Below are 20239 nucleotides of genomic sequence, written 5' to 3' on the forward strand. Positions count from 1 at the left end.
GGCTCCTCCGTTTGCCGGCCTAGGTCTTCGGGCCAGCGCTTGTCGGGACATACACCTCGCCGCCGCTGTCACGGAAGCGCCTGGCCATGTCGGCCATGCCCTCCGCAACGTCATTCTGTGCGGCGGCGGCGTCGCGGATCTCCTGGCTGATCTTCATGGAGCAGAACTTCGGGCCGCACATGGAGCAGAAGTGGGCGGTCTTGAAGGCTTCTTTTGGCAGGGTCTCGTCGTGGTAGGCGCGCGCCGTCTCGGGATCCATGCCGAGGTTGAACTGGTCTTCCCAGCGGAACTCGAAGCGCGCGCGGGAGAGGGCGTCGTCCCAGGTCCGGGCGGCGGGGTGTCCCTTGGCGAGGTCGGCGGCGTGGGCGGCGATCCGGTAGGCGATGACCCCGTCCTTGACGTCCTTGCGATCCGGCAGGCCGAGGTGCTCCTTGGGCGTGACGTAGCAGAGCATTGCGGTGCCGAACCAGCCGATCATGGCCGCGCCGATCGCCGAAGTGATGTGGTCATAGCCCGGGGCGACGTCGGTCGTGAGCGGACCGAGGGTGTAGAAGGGCGCCTCGCCGCAGGCCGCCAGCTGCTTGTCCATATTGGCCTTGATCTTGTGCATGGGCACATGGCCGGGCCCCTCGATCATGGTCTGGACGCCATGCTTCCAGGCGACGCGGGTCAACTCTCCCAGCGTCTCGAGCTCAGCGAACTGGGCCGCATCGTTGGCGTCGGCCAGGGAGCCCGGGCGCAGGCCGTCCCCCAGGCTGAACGAGACGTCGTAGGCCCGCATGATCTCGCAGATCTCCTCGAAGTGATCGTAGAGGAAGTTCTCCCGGTGATGCGCCAGGCACCACTTGGCGAGGATGGAGCCGCCCCGTGATACGATGCCGGTGACCCGCTTCGCCGTGAGGGGGATGTAGGCCAGCCGGACTCCGGCATGGATGGTGAAGTAATCGACACCCTGCTCGGCCTGCTCGATCAGGGTGTCGCGGAAGACCTCCCAGTTCAGGTCCTCGGCCACGCCGCCGACCTTCTCCAGGGCCTGATAGATGGGCACCGTTCCGATGGGGACCGGGCTGTTGCGCACGATCCAGTCGCGGATGTTGTGGATGTTCCGTCCGGTGGACAGGTCCATGACGGTGTCGGCGCCCCAGCGGATGGCCCAGACCATCTTGTCCACTTCGTCGGCCACGGTGGAAAGGACGGCGGAGTTGCCGATATTGGCGTTGACCTTGACCAGGAAGTTGCGGCCGATCGCCATCGGCTCCAGCTCGGTGTGGTTGATGTTGGCCGGGATGATGGCCCGACCCCGCGCCACTTCATCTCGGACAAATTCGGGGGTCACGAAGTCCGGGATGGAAGCCCCGAAGTCCTCGCCGTCGCGCAGCGCCGGGTCCGTCGCCTGACGGCGCAGGTTCTCGCGGATGGCGACGTACTCCATTTCGGGAGTGATGATCCCGCGGCGGGCGTACTCAAGCTGGGTCACGGCGGCGACGCCCCGGGCGCGGTAGATCCTCCGGGGCGCGTCGAAGGCGGGCGCCAGCAGGGCGCCTGAGGCCCCGCCATTATCCTCAGGCCGAACCTCCCTTGGAGTCTCGACAATCTCCACGTCGCCGCGCGAGACGACCCAGGGCTCCCGGGTTCTGGGCAGGCCCCGGGCGATATCGATGCTGGCCGCCGGGTCGGTGTAGGGGCCCGAGGGGTCATAGAGGGTCACCGGCGGCTCATTGGCGGAGGGGTGAACGGCCACCTCGCGGAACGGAACTCGGATGTCCGGCCAGACCTTTCCCGCCTCGTAGACCTTGCGCGAACCGGGAATTCCGCCGGTCGCGACGGCGGCGGTTGTGGGGGTCTGGGCGTTCATCAACTGGCTCCGCGGTTGGGCGGGCGACCGGCGCGGTCAAGCGTCTGTTCGGCGCCTTTCCCTTCGCCGGCATGACCCGGATCAGGTTCTGCGGGTCGCGGGTTCACCCGCCTCTCAGCCGCCTGAACGCGACTCCCCGAGGACAGGGAACCCTAGGCCGGAATCCCGGCTCTGGAAAGAAAAAGGGCGGCCGCCGGACCAGCGGCCGCCCCATTCCGTTCCCGAGCGGGGCTCAGCCCTTCGGCGTCGCCGCCGTCCCGGCCGCAGTGCGGGTCTGGGACTTTTTCGACTCGGTGAGGATGTAGGCGCGCAGGTCCTCCACCTCCTTGGCGTTCAGGAACCGCGAGAAGCTCGCCATGCCGCGGCTGGCCAGGGCCCCGTCCAGCATGACCGACTTGAAGCTGTCGGCGGTGAGCAGCATCTGGGACTTCTTGAGATCGGGCAGGTAGGTCCCCGAAACGCTGGGTCCATGACAGACCTGGCAGTTCTCGTGGTAGAGCGCAAAACCGTTCTTCACATCGCCCTTGCCGGCGACGACCTGGGTGAGGTCCAGGGGCGGGATCTCCGGTATGACGTAGGGCTTGGCGGTCGCCTTGCCGCCCAGCTTGAAGACCATGAGCCTGCCCGGCAGGCGCGGGCGGTCCTTCAGCATGATCGAGGCCGATGTCGCCGCTGCGCCGCCGTAGCCCACCATCAGGGCGACATACTGCTCGCCGTCGATCTCATATGTGGATGGCGCCGCGACGATCCCGTTGAAGGTGTTGTAACTCCAGAGTTTCTTTCCGGAGGCGGCCTCGTAGGCGACGAAATCGCCCTCGCCGGCTCCCTGGAAGACCAGGCCTCCCGCCGTGGACAGGAGGCCGCCATTCCAGAAGAAGGGATGCTCAATCGTCCAGCGCGCCTTTCCGGCGACGGGATCCCAGGCGATCAGCTGGCCCTTGTACAGGGCCTTGATCGCCTTCAGCTGCGCAGCGTCGTCAGGAAGAGCGTTGGCGAGAAAGTCGGTGCCAAGGTTCCAGGCGCCGGGCCGATACTTGAAGTCCTTCACGCGGGTGTAGGCGAAGGGCGCCGTATGGGCCGGAATATAGACAAGACCTTCCTTCGGATTGAACGCCATGGGATGCCAGTTGTGGGCGCCCAGCGGGCCCGGCAGCGCCATGGCGGGCGCGTTCTCGTAACGCGCGCCTTCCACCTCGATTGGCCGTCCGGTCTTCAGGTCCACCCCCTTGGCCCAGGTGACGGGCGCATAAGGCGTGGCCGAGATCAGCTGACCGGTCGCGCGGTCGATGACATAGAAGAAGCCGTTCTTCGGCGCCTGCATCAGGACCTTGCGCGGTTGCCCGCCCACCGTCAGGTCGGCCAGGATCATGTGCTGGGTGGCGGTGTAGTCCCAGCTCTCGCCCGGGGTCGTCTGATAATGCCAGACATACTCGCCGGTGTCGGGCCTCAGGGCCAGGATGGACGAGACGAAGAGGTTGTCGCCCTTGCCGTCGGAACGCTCCTGGTGGTTCCAGGGCGTTCCGTTGCCGACGCCCAGATAAACAATGTCCAGGGCCGGATCGTAGGCCATGGAATCCCAGATGGTCCCTCCCCCGCCGGTCTTCTTCCAGGTCTCTCCGAACCAGGTTCCCGCGGCCTTCTCCGCCATGATCTTGTCGGAGGCCGCACCATCGGGCTTACCCTCCGGATTGGGGGCCGTGTAGAAGCGCCAGACCATCTTGCCGGTGTCGGCGTCATAGGCCGAGACATAGCCGCGAACGCCGTACTCGGCTCCGCCATTCCCGATCAGCACCTTGTCCTTCACGATGCGCGGGGCGCCCGTGATGGTGTAGGGGCGGGAAGTGTCTGTGGTCTGGACAGTCCAGGCGGGCTTCCCGGTCTCCGCATCCAGGGCGATGAGTCTCCCGTCGAGGGCCCCGAAGTAGACCTTGCCCTTCCAGACGGCGACGCCGCGGTTAACGACGTCGCAGCAGGCGTCCATGCCCTTGGATCCGTCAACCTTGGGATCATAAGACCACTTCACGGCCCCGGTGCGGGCGTCGAAGGCATAGACCTTTGACCATGCGGTCGTTGTGTAGAGCACGCCGTCGACCATGACCGGAGTGGCTTCCTGGCCGCGGTCGGTGTCGAACTCGTGGTACCAGGCAAGGCCGAGGTCCTTCACGTTCGAGATGTTGATCTTGTCGAGGGGGCTGTAGCGCTGCTCGTCATAGGTCCGGCCAACAGCCAGCCATTCGCCGTTGGCGCTGGCCGCTGAAAGCCGCTCGCCATCGACGCGTCCCGCCTTGCCCCCAGCCTGGCTGCAGGCCGCCAGCAGTGCGGTCACGGCGAGTATTCCCACAAGGCGCTGAAGCGTCATCGTTTCCTCCCCCGGATGCCCCATCTGGGCCTCTGCGGAGTATGCCCAGCAGGAACAGAACGGCAAGCCGTGACGTTACGTCACTTGCCTTGGACGGCGGCCTCGTGCTCTTGGGCCGGAAACTTGGCCTTTACCTGAACCTGCGAGGCTCTCGAGCTTGGCGGGTCCGACCGCCAGCAGAAGACCCGCGGGGGAAGCCGGTCCATGAGCAAGACCATCCTTGTGGTGGACAATGATCCGACCCAAAGGCGCCCGATCACGGCGGTCCTCGAGCGGGAAGGCTTTGCAGTGACCCTGCTTCTGAGCGGGGACGCCCTGCTGGATCATCTGGCCAAGGGTGGAGCCTGCGACGTTATCCTCCTCGACCTGGTCTTGCCTGGCCGGTCGGGTATCGAGACCCTTGTCGATCTGAGGGCGCGCGGACACCAGCACCCGGTCATCGTCCTGACCGCCTCTGGCGGCATCGACACCGTTGTCTCGGCCATGCAGGCGGGCGCCTGCGACTTTTTCGTCAAGCCCGCCTCGCCCGAGCGGATCGCCATCTCCATCAACAACGCCCTGTCCATCGGCGCCCTGAGGTCCGAGGTCGCCCAGCTACGCAAACGCGCAGAGGGTCGCGCGACCTTTGACGATCTCGTCGGGAGTTCGCCTGCGATGCAACTCGTCCGGCGCATGGGAGAGCGGGCCGCCCGATCCTCAATCCCCATCCTGATTTCCGGGGAGAGCGGAGTCGGCAAAGAAGTGATCGCTCGCGCCGTTCACGGCTCCTCGGACCGCGCCGGCCGACCCTTTGTCGCGATCAACTGCGGCGCTATTCCGGCGCCCCTGGTGGAGTCCATCTTGTTCGGCCACGAGAAGGGGAGTTTCACGGGCGCTACCGAGCGTCACGCCGGCAAGTTCCAGGAGGCCAACGGCGGCACCTTGCTGCTCGACGAGATCGGCGAACTGCCGATGGACATGCAGGTGAAGCTGCTTCGGGTGCTCCAGGAGGGCGAGGTGGATCCGGTGGGCGCGCGACGCCCTATCAAGGTCGATGTGCGCATCATTTCAGCGACGAACCGGAACCTCGCCCAGGCTGTCTCCGACGGCTTTTTCCGGGAGGACCTCTTCTATCGCCTCAATGTCTTCCCCATCGAGGCCCCGCCCCTGCGGGACCGGCGGGAGGATATTCCGGCCCTTGTTCACGCCTTCATCCAGCGTTTCAGTATTGAAGAAGGACGCCCGGTGTCCGGAGTGACACAGGAGACGATTGACCTCCTGGTCCAGTACGACTGGCCGGGGAACATCCGGCAGCTCGAAAACGCCGTTTACCGCGCCATCATCCTTGCGGACGGTCCCCTGCTTCAGCCGTACGATTTTCCGGCGATCTCCGGTCTGTCGCCGCCGACGGGACCGAACCCGGCGGCATCCTGTCCCGAGGTCGATCTACGGCCGGCCCCGGGCCCCCTCAATCTCCCGCAGGCGGATTTGCCGGTCCGTATCCTGGATGATGAAGGACATGTCCGGGCCCTCGACGCCATCGAGGGGGACCTGATCAGGCTGGCGATCGAGCGCTACGAGGGTCATATGAGCGAGATCGCCCGGCGCCTCGGGATCGGTCGCTCCACGCTCTATCGAAAGGTCCGCGAGAACGGCCTGGGAGAATTCGCTGGCCTCGGCGGCGACTGAACTTCGGCTCAGGCCTGCCCGTCCCCTCCCTCAGAGTCCTCGGGCCTACGGCTCCGGCCGGGACGACGATGGCCGAAGCGGCGGCCCGGGATGGGCGCCTCGCCTGAGGCCTTGGCGGCGATTTCCTTGAGCTTGCGGTGCTGAAGGGCGGACAGGGCCTGGCCGGGGGCGCCTTTCTCGGGGTCACCGAAGGCGCGGCCGTAGGTCTGTATCCGGGTCTCCACCGACCCAAGGAACTCGCCCTCCCAGTCTGAAAGGTCGACGCCCGCGCGCTCCGCTTTTCGACGGGTCCGCCGCAGCGCGTTGAGAGCGGCCCTGCGCGCGGCCTCTCTGGGGTCGGCGGGACCGCGCCTCAAATCTCGCCGATCGCCGAGAGATAGAGGTCGAGGATGGCTTCCTCCTCCTGCCGCTTGGCGCGGTCCTGTTTACGCAGCCGGACCACCTTGCGGAGAATCTTCACGTCGAAGCCCGCACCCTTGGCCTCGGCGAAGACCTCCTTGATCTGCTCCATGACCTCCGTCTTTTCCTGCTCGAGGCGCTCGATCCGCTCGACAATGGTGCGCAGCCGCCCCTGGGCGTCCTGGTTCAGAACATCGGAATGGGCGTCTTCGCCGGCCATGAGGTCAGCCTCCTGCAGAATTGTGTCGGGGTTGCGGCGCAGACCCTAGCGAGGGCCGCTGGTCGTGTCGCGCGCACGCTTCGGGCTGTGGAGCCCGAATACAGGATCATCTGTGGAAAACCGCCCGACCGCGCCGGGCGCAAACCGCCTCAGCCCTGCTTGGCCTTAAAGCGAGGGTCGGTCTTGTTGATCACGTAAACCACACCCTTGCGGCGCACCAGCTTGCAGTCGCGGTGGCGGGTCTTGAGCGACTTCAGCGAGCTTCTGACCTTCATGACCTTCGTCTTCTCTGGGTACGGGACATTAGCCCTGGCGACCGAGTGAGCGGCGCGTATACGGAACCCCCGGCGGCAAGTCAATCAGCTGTCCGGAGGCCAGGCTCGCGCCGGCGACGTTGCCCCTGACCCCGGCGCACCTTAACTCTTTCCGCATGAAGCGTCGCACCTTCCTGGTCACTGCAGCGGCTGCGCTCGCCACACCCGCCGTGGGCGCCGGTCCGAAGAGCGATCCTTTGACCGCCCAGGAGGCGGCTTTCGCGGAGTGGCTATCCGCGTTCAGGATCACCGCCCTCGCCTCCGGCTTGCCCGCAGACGTCCTGGAGCGAGAGCTGGCGGGCCTGCAGCCGGACCCCCGGGTCCGGGGATCCGACCGGAACCAGCCGGAGTTCTCCCGCCCGTTCAGTCACTACGTAAAGCAAGCCGCAGGCGAGGATCGCGCAGCAATCGGTCGACGCCGGATGGCGGAACTCGACGCCTCGCTTGCGGGCGTCGAGGCCGCCTCAGGCGTACCCCGGGAGATGCTCGTTGCGATCTGGGGCATGGAATCCGGCTACGGCGCCTTCCTGGGAGACCATGACGTCATCCGCTCGATGGCTACTCTTGCAGCGGATGGCCGCCGCCGCGTCTTCGCCGAGGACCAGCTCCTGGCGACCCTGCGTATCATCGCGTCTGGGGAATGGCCGCGGGCGCGACTGGTCGGATCCTGGGCCGGCGCCATGGGGCAGACCCAGTTCATCCCGTCCAACTTCCTCTCCCTGGCGTTGGACGCCGACGGCGATGGCCGCCGCGATGTCTGGGGCTCCCCGCTCGACGCCCTCGCTTCCGCCGCCAACCTTCTGGCGACGTCTGGCTGGGCCCGGGGGCAGGGATGGGCCCTGGAGGTGGCCGCCCCGGACAACTTCGACTACTCGGTGAGCGAGACCTTGAGCGCCTCTCCCGCCGTCTGGAGCGACCTTGGGCTCATGCGGGCCGACGGCGGCCCGCTGGGCCTGGATGCACCTGAGGCGACGCTGCTGTCCCCGACGGGGGCCAAGGGTCCCCTCTTCCTGTTGATGGCCAACCACTTCGTGATCCGGCGCTACAACAACGCCGTCACCTATGCCCTCGCCGGCGGCCTGCTTGCTGACAGCATCGCCGGCCGGCCTGGCCTCGTCCGGCCCTGGCCTGAGGAGGTCCCCCTCTCTCTCGCCGATCGGATCTCCGCCCAGGCGGCGCTGCAGGCGGCGGGCTATGACGTCGGCGAGCCGGATGGCGTCATCGGGCTGAAGACCCGCGCTGCCCTGCGGGCCTGGCAGAAGTCTCGCGGCCTGGTGGCGGACGGGTACCTCTCGCCAGACATGATCGCCCTGCTACGGGACCCCAAAGCCTAGGGGTTCAGCGTTCGCGCCTGGTGGAAGGAAGTCGGAACCTTTGGGGGCATGTCCCGTCGAAGAGCCTTCACACGCAAGACCTGGGCTCCGTCCCCTGTTCCCGCCCCAGCTCGGTGGCCCGAACGAGGAGCCGCTCCATGCTGCGGTCCCGGACGCCCGCATCGCGCAGATGGGCCACAAGGTCTCGAAGATAGTCGATGTTGCGCCCGGACAGGCCGCTTGCCCCGGCGATGAGACGCGCTTGGGCTTCGAGCGAAAGGCTACCGGCCCACTGTGGGTGGCGCCGATCGGAGAGGAAGGTCAGGCACGGCGCGCGCTCCCCGGCGTCCAGCCTGACAGTCACTTCGGCCTCCACATAGGTCTCGGTCGGCTGTTCGCGCTCGCGCAGGTAGGCACGGACCTCGGGCCAGAGGTCGGCGGTCACCCGGTAGGCGACCCCGCGCACGGAGCCGCCGGGGGTCAGGCCGAGCACCAGACCTGGTCGCTCCGGCGTCCCCCGGTGGTGGACGGAATAGATGCAGAAGGCGCGACGCCGACCCTGTAGTATAGCGGGACGGCGCTCGGCCCAATCAAAGCCTGGTCGCCACATCAGAGACCCGTAACCGAACACCCACCGATCCGCCGACATCGCCGACCGCATGCCCTCTCCTGCCAATTCCGACTCCATGCCCCAGGCGCCCGGCGCGCGCAAACCCCGACGACTCGGCCTCTGGATACCCTTGGGGATCACCGGGATTCTGGCGGCCGCCTGGAGCGCAGGCTGGTTTCTCGCCGCACGAGAGGTGGAGCGTCGCCTCGACGTCGGCGTCCGCACCCTCGCCTCGGGCGGCATCGCGGTCGAATGGTCGGGAAAACGGTTGTCCGGCTATCCCTTCCGTCTCAACCTGGACATGACCGACCTGCGGGTGGACGCCGGGAGTTGGGCGGTCAGGGTCCCACAGTTCGAGGCCCAGGCCTTCCTCCACGCCCCTCGCTCCTGGCTGGCGGCTGCGCCAGAGGGGCTGACAGTCTTCCGGCCGGAGGGCGGTGGCCTTGAGGTGCGCGGTCGACGCCTGCTGTCCAGCCTGGTCCTGCCCGAGGCCGGCCCGATGCGTCTCTCCGCTGAGGGGCTGGACCTGTCCTTCTCCCCGACGCCCGGCGCCCGGCCCTTCGCCCTGGTCTCGGCGGGGCGGCTGGAGTTTCACCTGCGACCCGGCCCGGGCGATCGTGCGGCGGTCTTCCTGCGACTGGAGGAGGGGGCGCCCACTCCCGGCCGGCTGTTCGCCGACCTCGGGAGCGGCGGCGGCGTGTCGGCGGCGGTGGACGCCCGCATTGACCACACCTCCGCCCTGCGGGGCGGGACCCCGGCCCGGGCCCTGGCCGCCTGGGGTGCGGCGGGGGGACAGCTTGACCTGAACGAGGCGGGAATGACTGCTGGACAAACCCGGGTCTCCCTGGGGACTACGGGCCTGCGGGCTGCAGCCGATGGACGCCTGGAGGGCCGGGTGACAATCACGGCGGCAAGGTCTCCCACCCTGCTGGCCACCCTCGCCCGGCATGGCGTCCTTTCGCCGACCGAGGCCGCAGGCGGCATCGCGGCCGCCCTCCTTCTCGCAAAGGATCGCGGAGACGATATCCGCCTCGACCTCGACCTGTCCGGTGGCGACGTGCGGATCGCCCGTTAGGGCGGGGATCAGGCGGCCTCTTGCACCTTTGCGATCGGGTTGGAGAAGTGCATGACGCCGTCTTCCAGACCGGAGAACCTCAGCGAAGCCAGGTCCAGGGCGTAGTTCTGATGCAGCTTCCAGGGCGCGGTCACGCCCTGCTTTGGGAAGTCGCCGATCGACCTCTGGACATACCCCGAGGTGAAATCCAGCCAGGGCGCGGTCTCGGGGGGTAGCGCCTCGAGCGCCGGGGTGCACTGGCGCAGACCCTTGCGGCGCATATGGTTGAGCAGCCGACAGACATACTCGCAGGTGAGGTCGCACTTCAGCGTCCAGGAGGCGTTAGTGTAGCCGAAGGCCGAGGCGAGGTTGGGTACGTTCGAGTACATCATGCCCTTGTAGCTTAGCGTATCCGCTGGCCGGACCGGGGCGCCGTCCACGGTCAGGGCGATGCCGTTCATGGCCTGTAACCTCAGACCCGTCGCGGTGACGACGATGTCGGCGGCCAGCTCGACGCCGGACTTCAGCTTCAGGCCGGTCTCGGTGAAGGTCTCGATCTCGTCGGTCACCACCGAGGCCGAACCGGTCTTCAGGGCCTGGAAGAAGTCGCCGTCAGGGGCCAGGCAAAGGCGCTGGTCCCAGGGGTTGTAGCGCGGGGAGAAGTGGGTCTCGACGTCGAAGTCCGGGCCCAGGGTCACGCGCACCTGATCGACGATGGCCTTCTTCACCTGCTCCGGTTTCCGGCGGGCGAAGCGGTAGAAGACCATCCCCATCAGCACGTTGCGCCAGCGGATGAGCTGGTAGGCCAGGGTCTCGGGAAGGAACTGCCGGAGCTTCAGAGCCAGGGCGTCCTCGCCAGGCCGGGCCACGATGTAGGTGGGCGAACGCTGGAGCATGGTCACATGACCGGCGGTTCGCGCCATCTCGGGGACCAGAGTCACCGCGGTCGCGCCCGAGCCGATCACCACCACCCGCTTGCCGGAATAGTCCAGGTCGTCGGGCCAGGCCTGAGGATGAATGATGCGGCCGGCAAACCGGTCCATGCCGGCGAAGTCCGGGGTGTAGCCGCCCTGGTAGGAGTAGTAGCCGCCGCACAGGAAGAGGAAGTTGCAGGTGAAGGCAGCGGGGCCGTCAGTCGTCTCGGCCGTGAGAGTCCAGAGGGCGCTCTCGCTGGACCAGGCGGCGGCGGTTACCTTATGCCCGTAGCGGATCCGGTCCTCGATGCCCTCATCACGCGCGGTGTCGCGGATATAGCGCAGGATGGAGGGACCGTCGGCGATGGCCTTGGCCTCAGTCCAGGGCCGGAAGGAATAACCCAGGGTGTACATGTCCGAGTCCGAGCGGATGCCCGGATACCGAAAGAGGTCCCAGGTGCCGCCGATCGACTGCCGGCCCTCAAGCAGCAGGAAGCTGCGGTCGGGACAGGCCGTCTTGAGGTGCCGGGCGGCGCCGATCCCGGACAGGCCCGCCCCGATGATGACCACGTCGGCATGGGTCGCTGAACTGATCTCCGCCATCTCGTCCCCCGGCTCATCGCATCTCGGTGCTTCTGTCATGACGGTGGGGCGTGACGGGCGCAAGCGTCTTGCCGCCCGGCGGCGAGGGACCTAGCCTCGCACCGGTCCTTCGAGGTGTCCGAGATGTTCCGCCGCCTGCTCCTGAGCCTGGTCCTGCTCCTTGCCTTGCCCGCCATGGCGACCGCCGCCGCGACCGCCGCCACGGCGCCCTCCGGGGTGAGGACGACTGCCTCTGCGATCCCCTCCAAGGAGATGCTCCGCTGGCGCGAGACCGCCCGCCGGGTCACCATTGTCAGGGACGATTGGGGCATAGCCCACATCCGGGGCAAGACCGACGCCGACGCCGTCTTCGGCATGATCTACGCCCAGGCGGAGGATGACTTCCCGCGCATTGAGGCCAACTACCTGACGTCGCTGGGCCGGCTGTCCGAGGCCGAGGGCGAGGCGGCCCTGATGCAGGACCTCCGGGCTCGGCTCTATGTCGATCCGGACATCCTCAAGGCCCATTACGCCAAGAGCCCGCCCTGGCTGCGCAAGCTGATGGACGCCTGGGCGGACGGGCTGAACTATTACCTGGCCATGAACCCCCAGGTGCGCCCGAAGGTGTTGACGCGCTTCGAGCCCTGGATGGCCCTGAGCTTCTCCGAGGGCAGCATCGGCGGCGACATCGAGCGCATCGCTTTGGATGGCCTTGCGGAGATGTACTCGGACCGACCCCGGGTCCTGGCCAGCGCGGCCCCGGTTGGGCCAGAGGAGCCGCGCGGGTCCAACGGGATCGCCATCGGCCCCTCGCGCGCCTGGGGCGGACGCCCCCTGCTGCTGATCAACCCCCACACCAGCTTCTACTTCCGCTCCGAACAGCAGGTGACCTCCGACGCCGGCCTCAACGTCTACGGGGCGGCGACCTGGGGCCAGTTCTTCATCTACCAGGGCTTCAACTCCCGGGTGGGCTGGATGCACACCTCCAGCGGCGTGGATTCGGTCGATGAGTTCTCGGTCCAGGTGAAAAACCGCGGCGGGAAGCTGACCTATCGATATGGCGCCGGCGAGCGACCGATGTTGACCCGGACGATCGCCATTGACTGGCGTACGCTAAGTGGCGCCCTGGTCCGCAGCACCTTCCGGGTGCACTACACGCATCATGGTCCTGTCGTCCGCAAGGAGGGGGACCACTGGGTCGCCTTCGCCATGATGAACCGGCCGGTGGAGGCCCTCAGCCAGTCCTTCCTGCGCACCCGGGCCCGCAATTTCGATGAGTTCATGAAGGCGGCGGCCCTGGTCGGCAATGCCTCGAACAACACTCTCTACGCCGACGCAGACGGGGTGATCGCCTACCTGCATCCCCAGTTCGTGCCGCGGCGGAACGACCGGTTCGACTACACCCGGACGGTCGACGGATCAGATCCGGCGACAGACTGGCAGGGACTGCACGCCCTGTCCGAACTGCCCAGCGTGAAGTCCCCCAAGGGCGGCTGGGTCTATAACACCAATGACTGGCCCTGGACCGCGGCGGGCCCGGAGAGCCCCCGACGGGAGCGCTTCCCCCGCTATATGGACACGGTGGGTCCGAACCCCCGGGGGGCCAACGCCGTCCAGCTGCTCGAGGGAGGGCAGACCTTCACCCTCGACACCCTGGCCCAGGGGGCGTTCAACACCCGCCTGCCGGCTTTCGAGGCCCTCCTGCCCGGCCTCGAGGCCGCCTGGGATGCGACCCCCGGCGCCGATCCGCTGCGCCTTAAGCTGGCCGAGGACATCCGCCTGCTGCGGGGCTGGAACCGGCTTTGGTCGGCCACGTCCGAGGCCCTGACCCTGGCGGTCTTCTGGGGCGACCTGCTCTGGCCCGAGGCCGAGGAGATCGCCCGGAAGGAGGGCTTGAGCGTCTGGGAGGTGATGGCCAGCCGGATCGCGCCCCGGCGCAAGCTGGAGGTCCTCGCCCAGGCCTCCGACCGGCTTCAGGCCGACTTCGGGACCCGCAAGGTCCCCTGGGGCGAGGTGAATCGCTTCCAGCGCCGCAGCGGCGATATTCGTCAGGACTTCAGCGACGCCGCGCCGAGCCTCGCCGCCCCCTTCCCCTCGGCGCGCTGGGGCGCGCTGGCCTCCTTCGGCGCCCGCCGCCCTGAGGGCCAGAAGAGGCTCTATGGAAGCAGCGGCAACAGCTTCGTTGCGGTTGTTGAATTCGGGCCCCGGGTCCGGGCCCGGGCGGTGACGGCGGGCGGCGCCTCCAGCTCGCCCCTGTCGAAGCACTTCACCGACCAGGCTCCCCGCTATCTGAGCGGCGACCTTCGGCCGGTTTACTTCTGGCCTGACGAGATCAAGGGCCGCGTGGCCCGCACCTACCGGCCCGGGCAGTAGCGCGGTATTGCGCCGCCCGGCGCAATGACCTATCGCCCAAGCCTCCAGAACGCCGGGACCGACATGGACGCCTCCGAACCCTCGCCGACCGCACGCCCCCTCGAGGCCGTGCGCGCGCGCCTGGACGAGGTCGACCGGCGCCTACTGGAGCTGATCGACGAGCGGGCCACCCTGTCGGGCGAGGTGGCGGCGGCCAAGGCGGCGGCGGGCGAGTCCGGTCGATTCGCCCTGCGGCCGCAGCGCGAGGCCGAGGTCCTGCGTAATCTCCTGGGCCGCTCCCGCAGGGCCGCGCCCGCAGGCCTGATCGTCCGGATCTGGCGGGAGCTGATGAGCGACAGCCTGTCGCGTCAGGGGCCCTATCACGTCAGCGTCTACGGCGGACAGACGCCCGACGGGGTCCGCGAGGCGGCCCGGATGCGGTTCGGGGCCGCCCCGTCCTTCACCGCCGTGAGCCGTCCCGAGGACGCCATCGCCGCCGCCCGGACGCCCGGCGGGGTTGCGGTCCTGGCCCTGGACACCCGAACCCCCTGGTGGGGGCGGCTGCTGGCCGAGCCGGCCCTGCGCGTCTTCGCCGCCCTGCCCTGTCTGAACGCCTGGGGCCGCCCCACCGCCCTGGCGGCGGCGGAGGTGGAAATCGGTCCGACCGGCGGGGACCGCACCTACTGGGTCACCGACGCCCCCGGCCCGCCTGGGCGGCTGGTCGAGGCCCTGAGCAAGGACGGCGTGGCTGCCGAACTCCTGGCCGATGCTGGCGGCCTGCGCCTCTTCGAGTTGGTCGGCTACTACCAGACCGACGACGAGCGCCTCGCCCGGGCGCCCGGGCGGCTGACCGGCGTGATCGGCGCGGCCTCGGCGCCGCTGGACCTTTGAGGGCAAGCCATGACCGATCGTCCCCAGCCCAAACCCGGCATCCTCGACATCTCGCCCTACAAGCCCGGCAAGGCCGCGGTGGAGGGCGTGGTGCACCCCCTCAAGCTGTCGGCGAACGAGAACATCCTCGGCTCCAGCCCGGAGGCGAAGATGGCCTTCGCCTCGGCCATCGACGAGTTGCATCTCTATCCGGACGGGCGCTGCAACGCCCTGCGCGAGGCGATCAGCGCGAAGTACGGCCTGGAGCCTGAGCGGCTGCTGTTCGGCTGCGGGTCGGACGAAATCTTCCAGCTGATCGGCCAGGTCTTCCTCCAGCCGGGCGACAACGCCGTCCAGGGCGAGCACGGCTTCGGCGCCTTCGCCATCGCCACCCGCGCGGCGGGGGGTGAGGTGCGCATGGCCCGCGAGATCGACCTGCGGATCGACGTGGATGAACTGCTCGCCTGCGTGGATGAGCGGACCCGGATCGTCTGGGTGGCCAATCCCGCCAACCCGACAGGCACACTGGTCAAGGGCTCTGAGATCCGCCGCCTGCACGCGGCCCTGCCCGCCGATGTGGTCCTGGTGCTTGACGGCGCCTATGCCGAGTTCGCCGAGGACCCGGATTTCGAGGACGGGGTCGACCTTGTCCGGAACTTCACCAACGTCATTATGACGCGGACCTTCTCCAAGCTGCACGGCCTGGCCGCCCTGAGGGTGGGCTGGGCCTACATGCCGCAGGACATGGCCGACGCCATCGACCGGATTCGCCTGCCCTTCAACGTCTCCATCCCCGCCCAGCGCGCCGCCATCGCCGCCTTGGCGGATGAGGACTTCCAGGCGCGCTCACTGGAGCTGGTGCGGACCTGGCGGCCCTGGCTGGCCCAGCAACTGGGCGGCCTGGGGCTGGAAACCACCGCGTCGAGCGCGAACTTCGTCCTCGCCCGCTTCCCGAAGACCCCCGGCCGGACAGCGGCGGACGCCGACGTCTTCCTTTGCGCCCGCGGCCTGATCCCACGGATGGTCGGCGGCTACGGCCTGCCTGATCATCTGCGCATCACAATCGGCCTGGAAGAGCATAATCGGGCGGTGGTGGACGCCCTCGCCGAATTCCTGGGGAACCGACCTTGATCTATTCGCGGATGGCGGTGATCGGCTGTGGCCTGATCGGGTCCTCGGTGATCCGCGCCGCCCGTGCGGCCGGGGCCGTCGGCTCCGTCGCCGTGGGCGACGCCAGCGAGGCGCACCGGGCCGAGATCGAGGCCCTGGGCTACGCCGACCTCGTCACGGGGGACCTCGCCGAAGCGGTGGCGGACGCCGACCTGGTTGTCTTCGCTGTGCCCGTCCTGGCCATGGGCCCGGCGGCCGCCACGGTGGCGGCGGCGCTGAAGCCGGGCGCCACGGTTACGGATGTGGGTTCGGTCAAGGTCGGGGTGGCCGAATCCCTGCGCGCAGCCCTGCCGGCCTCAGTTTACCTGGTCCCGGGACATCCTATCGCGGGCACCGAACAGTCTGGACCCGCCGCCGGCTTCGCCGAGCTGTTCCGCGGCAGGTGGGTCATACTGACGCCGGAGGCGGATGACCGGTCGGCCTACCGAGACGCCGTCAACCGCCTCTCGGACTTCTGGATCGCCCTAGGCGCCCAGGTGGACATCATGGATGCTGCGCACCACGATCTGGTGCTGGCCGTCACCAGCCACCTTCCCCACCTGATCGCCTACAACATCGTCGGCACGGCCGCCGACATGGAGGAGGTCACCCGGGCCGAGGTGATGAAGTACTCGGCTGGCGGGTTCCGTGACTTCACCCGGATCGCCGCCTCGGACCCCACCATGTGGCGCGACGTCTTTCTGGCCAACAGAGACGCTGTCCTGGAAGTCCTCGGCCGGTTCACCGAGGATCTCCAGGCTTTGTCCAGAGCGATCCGCTGGGGCGAAGGCGACAAGCTGTTCGACCTGTTCACGCGAACCCGAGATATCCGGCGCGGCATCGTCGCCGCCGGGCAGGAGAGCGCCGAGCCGAACTTCGGCCGTGACCGGGCGGCGTCCGGCGGCGGGCCGAAGCCGTGAGCGGCTACGCCTGGCTGGCGGGGGCCATCGCCACCGAAATCGTCAGCACCAGCCTGTTGAAACTTTCCGAGGGCTTCACCCGCCCGCTTCCCGGAGCCGGCGCCATCGCCCTGGTGGCGGTGTCCTTCTACTGTCTCGCCCAGGCGCAGAGGACCATCCCGATGGGGATCGGATACGCCATCTGGTCCGGCGTGGGTATCCTGGCCATCACGGCGATCGGCTGGGTGGGCTTCCGCCAGAAACTGGACTTTCCCGCTGTGGCCGGGATCACCCTGATCCTCGCCGGCGTCCTGGTGATCCGTCTGTTCTCCCGCGCCGAGGCCTGACCCTTCGCCTTGAGACGGCGCTTCCCGTTTGGGGCGCGGGTGGGTTAGGTCTGGCCCGTGACCGCGCCTCCCGCCCTTGTCGTCCTGCCCGGCCCCAAGGCCGCCCTCGCCGGGGAGGCGGGCGTGCGCCGGCTGGTCCCCGCCGAGGCCCGGGAGAGGTTCTCCCAGGAGACCCTGATGGTGGCGCACGCCGCCCTCACCGCCCGCCGGCTGGGCCTGGCGCCGCCACCCCGCTCGGCCCGCCTTCGCGACGTGCTGGAGCTCTTCGCCTTCGTCCGGCCCGGCGCCTTCACCGCCCCCTCCGCGGCGGGTCTGGCCCTGGCCTTGGGCGATCCGGAGCCGGTGGGTCCGGAGGACATGGCCGTCGCCCTCTCCCGGGCGGCGGAGCGGCTCCTGGCGGAAATCGCGGCGACACCGACGCCCTCCCGCGAGGAAGCCCTGGCGGTGGCCGAGACCCTGGCCCGGGGCGGCTGGGCCTGGGGTGACGTCGTCGTCGCCGCCCTGCGCTCCCGACCTGTCTCCAACGCCTTCCGCACCTCGGGCCTCGATGTCTGGACGCGGCTGGAGGAGTGGGAGGATCCGGGACCGGCCGGCGACCCGGGAAGCGCCCCGGTCCCGCCCGAAGCCGCCGTCCGTCGGTTGGGGGAGCTCCTGGAGCGGGCCGGCCTCGACGAAGCCCGTACCGCCCAGGCCGAGTACGCCCGGGAGGCCGCTTTCGTTTTCCGTCCCCGGGACCGCGAGAACGAGCCCAACATGCTGCTGGCCGAGGCCGGGACCGGGATCGGCAAGACCCTGGGCTACCTGGCGCCCGCCTCCCTCTGGGCCGAGGCGAACGGCCCCTCGGTCTGGATCTCCACCTACACCCGCGCCCTTCAGCGGCAGATCGAGCGCGAGAGCGCCGTCCTCTTTCCCGACCCGGCGGAGCGGGCGCGCCGGGCCGTCGTGCGCAAGGGCCGGGAGAACTACCTCTGCCTCCTGAACTTCCAGGATCTGGTCAACACCGCCCAGCTGGGGGCGGCGGACCTGATCGGCCTGGGCCTGACCGCCCGCTGGATCCGGGCCAGCCGCGACGGGGACATGACCGGCGGCGATTTTCCAGCCTGGCTGCCGGGCCTGTTCGCCGTACCCGCCGCCGGTCAGGCCGCCGCCGGGAACCTCGTCGACCGGCGGGGGGAGTGCATTCACGCCGGCTGCGCCCACTACCGGACCTGCTTCGTCGAGAAGGCCATCCGCGCTTCGCGCCGGGCCGACATCGTCATCGCCAACCACGCCCTGGTCATGGCCCAGGCGGCCTTCGACGGCGCCCGGGCCGGCCGGGGTGCGCCGGAGGACTCCGAGACCACGCGGCTGCGCCGGGTGGTGTTCGACGAGGGCCATCACGTGTTCGACGCCGCAGACGCCGCCTTCTCCACCGCCCTTTCCGGCCAGGAGACCGCCGAGCTCAGGCGCTGGATCCGGGGATCAGAGCGGCGGGGGCGCCGGGGCCGCGGGCTGGAGGCGCGGCTTGGCGACCTCGTGGGCGCCGACGGACCCGCCCGCCAGGCCCTGAACGACGTGGTGCACGCCGCCGGCCGGCTGCCCGGCGAGGGCTGGAGCGGCCGGCTGTCGTCTGCGGACCCCGAGGCGCCCCAGGGCCCTGTCGAGACCTTCCTGGCGGCCATGGCCGTCCAGCTTCGGGCCCGCGCCGAGCCCACCGACCTGGCGCCCGCCTGCGCGGCCCGCCCGGCCCTGCCCGAGGCGGTCGCCGCCGCCCGGGCCGTCGCCGCCGCCCTGGCGGACATCGAGGCCCCCCTGCTGGCCCTGACGCGGACGCTGGAGGACCTGCTGGACCAGGGCGCCGAGACCCTGACCGGGGCCGAGCGGGGGCGGATCGAGGGCGTATTGCGGGGCCTGGACCGGCGGGCGCGCATGACCCTGCCCGCCTGGCGCGGCATGTTGTCGACTCTCGACGCCGGGGAGACCGGACCCGGAGGGGAGGACCCTGACTTCGTCGACTGGTTCGAGGGAGTGGTGATCAGCGGCCGGCTGGCGGACGCCGCCTTCCGCCGTCATTGGGTCGACCCCACCGAGCCCCTCGTGCGCACCGTGCTGGAGCCGGCGCACGGGATCCTCGTCACCTCGGCCACCCTGACGGACAGCGCCGCGGAGGACCCCTTCGCCCTGGCCGAGCTGCGATCGGGGGGGCGCCGCATGGCCTCGCCGCCGGCGCACCTGCGCCTCGCCTCGCCTTTCGACTACGCCGCCTGCGCCCGGGCCTTCGTGGTCACGGATGTCAGCAAGAACGACGCCCGCCAGGTAGGGGCCGCCCTGCGCGAGCTCTTCCTGGCGGCGGGCGGCGGGGGCCTCGGCCTGTTCACCGCCATCCGCAGGCTGAAGGCGGTGCACGAGCAGATCGCCGCGCCCCTGGGCGACCGGGGCCTGTCGCTCTACGCCCAGCATGTGGACCCCCTGGAGGTCGGCGCCCTGGTGGACATCTTCCGGGCGGAGGTCGACTCCTGCCTGCTGGGCACGGACGCCGTCCGCGACGGGGTCGACGTGCCGGGCCGCAGCCTGCGCCTGCTGGTCTTCGACCGGGCGCCCTGGCCCCGGCCGGACCTGTTGCACAAGGCGCGCCGGGCCCGCTTCGGGAACGGCTGGGACGACGCCATCACCCGGGGCCGCATCGCCCAGGCCTTCGGCCGGCTGATCCGCCGCCAGGATGACAAGGGCGTCTTCGTCATGCTGGACGCGGCCACCCCCACACGCCTGTTCGGCGCCCTGCCGGAGGGGATCGAGGTCCGCCGCCTGACCCTGGTGGAGGTGCTGGAGGCGACCCGGGACTTCCTGGCCGGCGGCTGAGCGCTGGACTCAGGTCGCGGGCCTGCCCATGCTGTCGCCGCTTCGGGAGGCCACATGCTGCGTCAAAAGGTGCTGGTGCTCTACCTGGCCAATTCGGCGCTGGATTCGGCCGTGGTCGGCTGGTCCCTGTTCGATGGGACGGGGCAGACCCGGCGGATGGCCGGAGACGAGGATGCGCCGCCCTACGCCACCGGCCTGCACGCCCTGCGCGACGGCTGGCGGCTGATCCAGGCCTCGCCCCTTCTGCCCCACGCCCGGGGCGAGGAATTCGACCTCGCCTATCTCAAGTACGAGTTCCTGTTCGAGCAGATCGTGGAGACGCCCGCATGAACGAACTGCCCCTGCTGAACGCCGAGGCCATGGCCACCTTCGCCGCCCGCGGCTTCCTGCGCTTCGACGGCGTCGTGCCGGAGGAGATCAACCGCCAGTTCCTGGACGAGATGGGGGACATCGCCCCGCCCGAGCCGGGCAAGAAGATGATGCGCACCTACGGCGA

Annotated in this window: 17 protein-coding genes and 1 riboswitch; of the genes, 10 read left to right on the plus strand and 7 right to left on the minus strand. The window is 69.2% G+C overall.

The window, feature by feature from the left end; genetic code table 11:
• Positions 1 to 19 precede the first annotated feature (19 nt).
• Both thiC and IM632_RS03180 read right to left on the minus strand, forming a co-directional pair.
• Complete coding sequence (gene thiC, locus IM632_RS03175) at positions 20 to 1855, minus strand: phosphomethylpyrimidine synthase ThiC (protein ID WP_296482808.1); 1836 nt, start codon at positions 1853 to 1855, stop codon at positions 20 to 22.
• Positions 1856 to 1896: 41 nt separating this feature from the next.
• A riboswitch (TPP riboswitch) is annotated at positions 1897 to 2004 on the minus strand.
• 83 nt (positions 2005 to 2087) lie between these two features.
• A complete protein-coding gene (locus tag IM632_RS03180) occupies positions 2088 to 4214 on the minus strand; it encodes a PQQ-dependent dehydrogenase, methanol/ethanol family (RefSeq protein WP_296482811.1) in 2127 nt (708 codons plus the stop codon).
• Between the two features lie 204 nt (positions 4215 to 4418).
• Here IM632_RS03180 and IM632_RS03185 point away from each other — a divergent pair, with 204 nt between their 5' ends.
• Positions 4419 to 5882, plus strand: a complete 1464-nt coding sequence (locus IM632_RS03185; protein WP_296482815.1) for a sigma-54 dependent transcriptional regulator — start codon at positions 4419 to 4421, stop codon at positions 5880 to 5882.
• Positions 5883 to 5890: 8 nt separating this feature from the next.
• Here the strand turns inward: IM632_RS03185 and IM632_RS03190 are convergent, their stop codons facing one another.
• The 3 genes from IM632_RS03190 to ykgO all read right to left on the minus strand — a co-directional run bounded on the left by IM632_RS03190 (position 5891) and on the right by ykgO (position 6776).
• Complete coding sequence (locus tag IM632_RS03190; RefSeq protein WP_296482818.1) at positions 5891 to 6238, minus strand: hypothetical protein; 348 nt, start codon at positions 6236 to 6238, stop codon at positions 5891 to 5893.
• Positions 6235 to 6501, minus strand: coding sequence for a DUF2312 domain-containing protein (locus tag IM632_RS03195; protein ID WP_296482821.1), 267 nt, complete (start codon positions 6499 to 6501; stop codon positions 6235 to 6237). Before IM632_RS03195 ends, IM632_RS03190 begins: the two co-directional genes overlap by 4 nt.
• Before the next feature lie 149 nt (positions 6502 to 6650).
• Entirely contained in the window at positions 6651 to 6776 is a 126-nt protein-coding gene (gene ykgO, locus IM632_RS03200; RefSeq protein ID WP_056023006.1) for a type B 50S ribosomal protein L36, read from the minus strand.
• A gap of 155 nt (positions 6777 to 6931) precedes the next feature.
• Between ykgO and IM632_RS03205 the strand changes: the two genes are divergently transcribed.
• Positions 6932 to 8149, plus strand: coding sequence for a lytic murein transglycosylase (locus tag IM632_RS03205; RefSeq protein WP_296497701.1), 1218 nt, complete (start codon positions 6932 to 6934; stop codon positions 8147 to 8149).
• 67 nt (positions 8150 to 8216) lie between these two features.
• On the opposite strand, the gene IM632_RS03210 is transcribed toward IM632_RS03205, so the two are convergent.
• Positions 8217 to 8789 carry a gamma-glutamylcyclotransferase gene (locus tag IM632_RS03210; protein ID WP_296549978.1) on the minus strand — a complete coding sequence of 191 codons (573 nt, stop codon included), beginning with the start codon at positions 8787 to 8789 and terminating at the stop codon, positions 8217 to 8219.
• Here IM632_RS03210 and IM632_RS03215 point away from each other — a divergent pair.
• Positions 8788 to 9813, plus strand: coding sequence for a DUF2125 domain-containing protein (locus tag IM632_RS03215; protein ID WP_296482830.1), 1026 nt, complete (start codon positions 8788 to 8790; stop codon positions 9811 to 9813). The genes IM632_RS03210 and IM632_RS03215 overlap by 2 nt on opposite strands.
• Positions 9814 to 9821: 8 nt before the next feature.
• Here the strand turns inward: IM632_RS03215 and IM632_RS03220 are convergent, their stop codons facing one another.
• Positions 9822 to 11309, minus strand: coding sequence for an NAD(P)/FAD-dependent oxidoreductase (locus tag IM632_RS03220; protein ID WP_296531471.1), 1488 nt, complete (start codon positions 11307 to 11309; stop codon positions 9822 to 9824).
• 123 nt (positions 11310 to 11432) lie between these two features.
• Between IM632_RS03220 and IM632_RS03225 the strand changes: the two genes are divergently transcribed.
• From IM632_RS03225 to IM632_RS03255, 7 genes are all read left to right on the plus strand, one after another.
• Positions 11433 to 13661, plus strand: a complete 2229-nt coding sequence (locus IM632_RS03225; protein WP_296552009.1) for a penicillin acylase family protein — start codon at positions 11433 to 11435, stop codon at positions 13659 to 13661.
• A gap of 24 nt (positions 13662 to 13685) precedes the next feature.
• Positions 13686 to 14531, plus strand: coding sequence for a chorismate mutase (locus tag IM632_RS03230; RefSeq protein ID WP_296479515.1), 846 nt, complete (start codon positions 13686 to 13688; stop codon positions 14529 to 14531).
• Positions 14532 to 14540: 9 nt separating this feature from the next.
• Positions 14541 to 15641 carry a histidinol-phosphate transaminase gene (gene hisC, locus IM632_RS03235; protein WP_296479517.1) on the plus strand — a complete coding sequence of 367 codons (1101 nt, stop codon included), beginning with the start codon at positions 14541 to 14543 and terminating at the stop codon, positions 15639 to 15641.
• Complete coding sequence (locus IM632_RS03240; RefSeq protein ID WP_366817283.1) at positions 15638 to 16579, plus strand: prephenate/arogenate dehydrogenase family protein; 942 nt, start codon at positions 15638 to 15640, stop codon at positions 16577 to 16579. The genes hisC and IM632_RS03240 overlap by 4 nt, the downstream gene beginning before the upstream one ends.
• Positions 16576 to 16905 carry an SMR family transporter gene (locus IM632_RS03245; protein WP_293528928.1) on the plus strand — a complete coding sequence of 110 codons (330 nt, stop codon included), beginning with the start codon at positions 16576 to 16578 and terminating at the stop codon, positions 16903 to 16905. The genes IM632_RS03240 and IM632_RS03245 overlap by 4 nt, the downstream gene beginning before the upstream one ends.
• Before the next feature lie 177 nt (positions 16906 to 17082).
• Positions 17083 to 19743 (plus strand): ATP-dependent DNA helicase, encoded by a 2661-nt coding sequence (locus IM632_RS03250; RefSeq protein WP_296534502.1) that lies wholly within the window; start codon positions 17083 to 17085, stop codon positions 19741 to 19743.
• 54 nt (positions 19744 to 19797) lie between these two features.
• A complete protein-coding gene (locus IM632_RS03255; RefSeq protein WP_296497959.1) occupies positions 19798 to 20073 on the plus strand; it encodes a hypothetical protein in 276 nt (91 codons plus the stop codon).
• Positions 20074 to 20239: the final 166 nt, after the last annotated feature.

Origin of the sequence: Phenylobacterium sp. (assembly GCF_020402505.1) — a bacterium.
Lineage (GTDB): Bacteria > Pseudomonadota > Alphaproteobacteria > Caulobacterales > Caulobacteraceae > Phenylobacterium.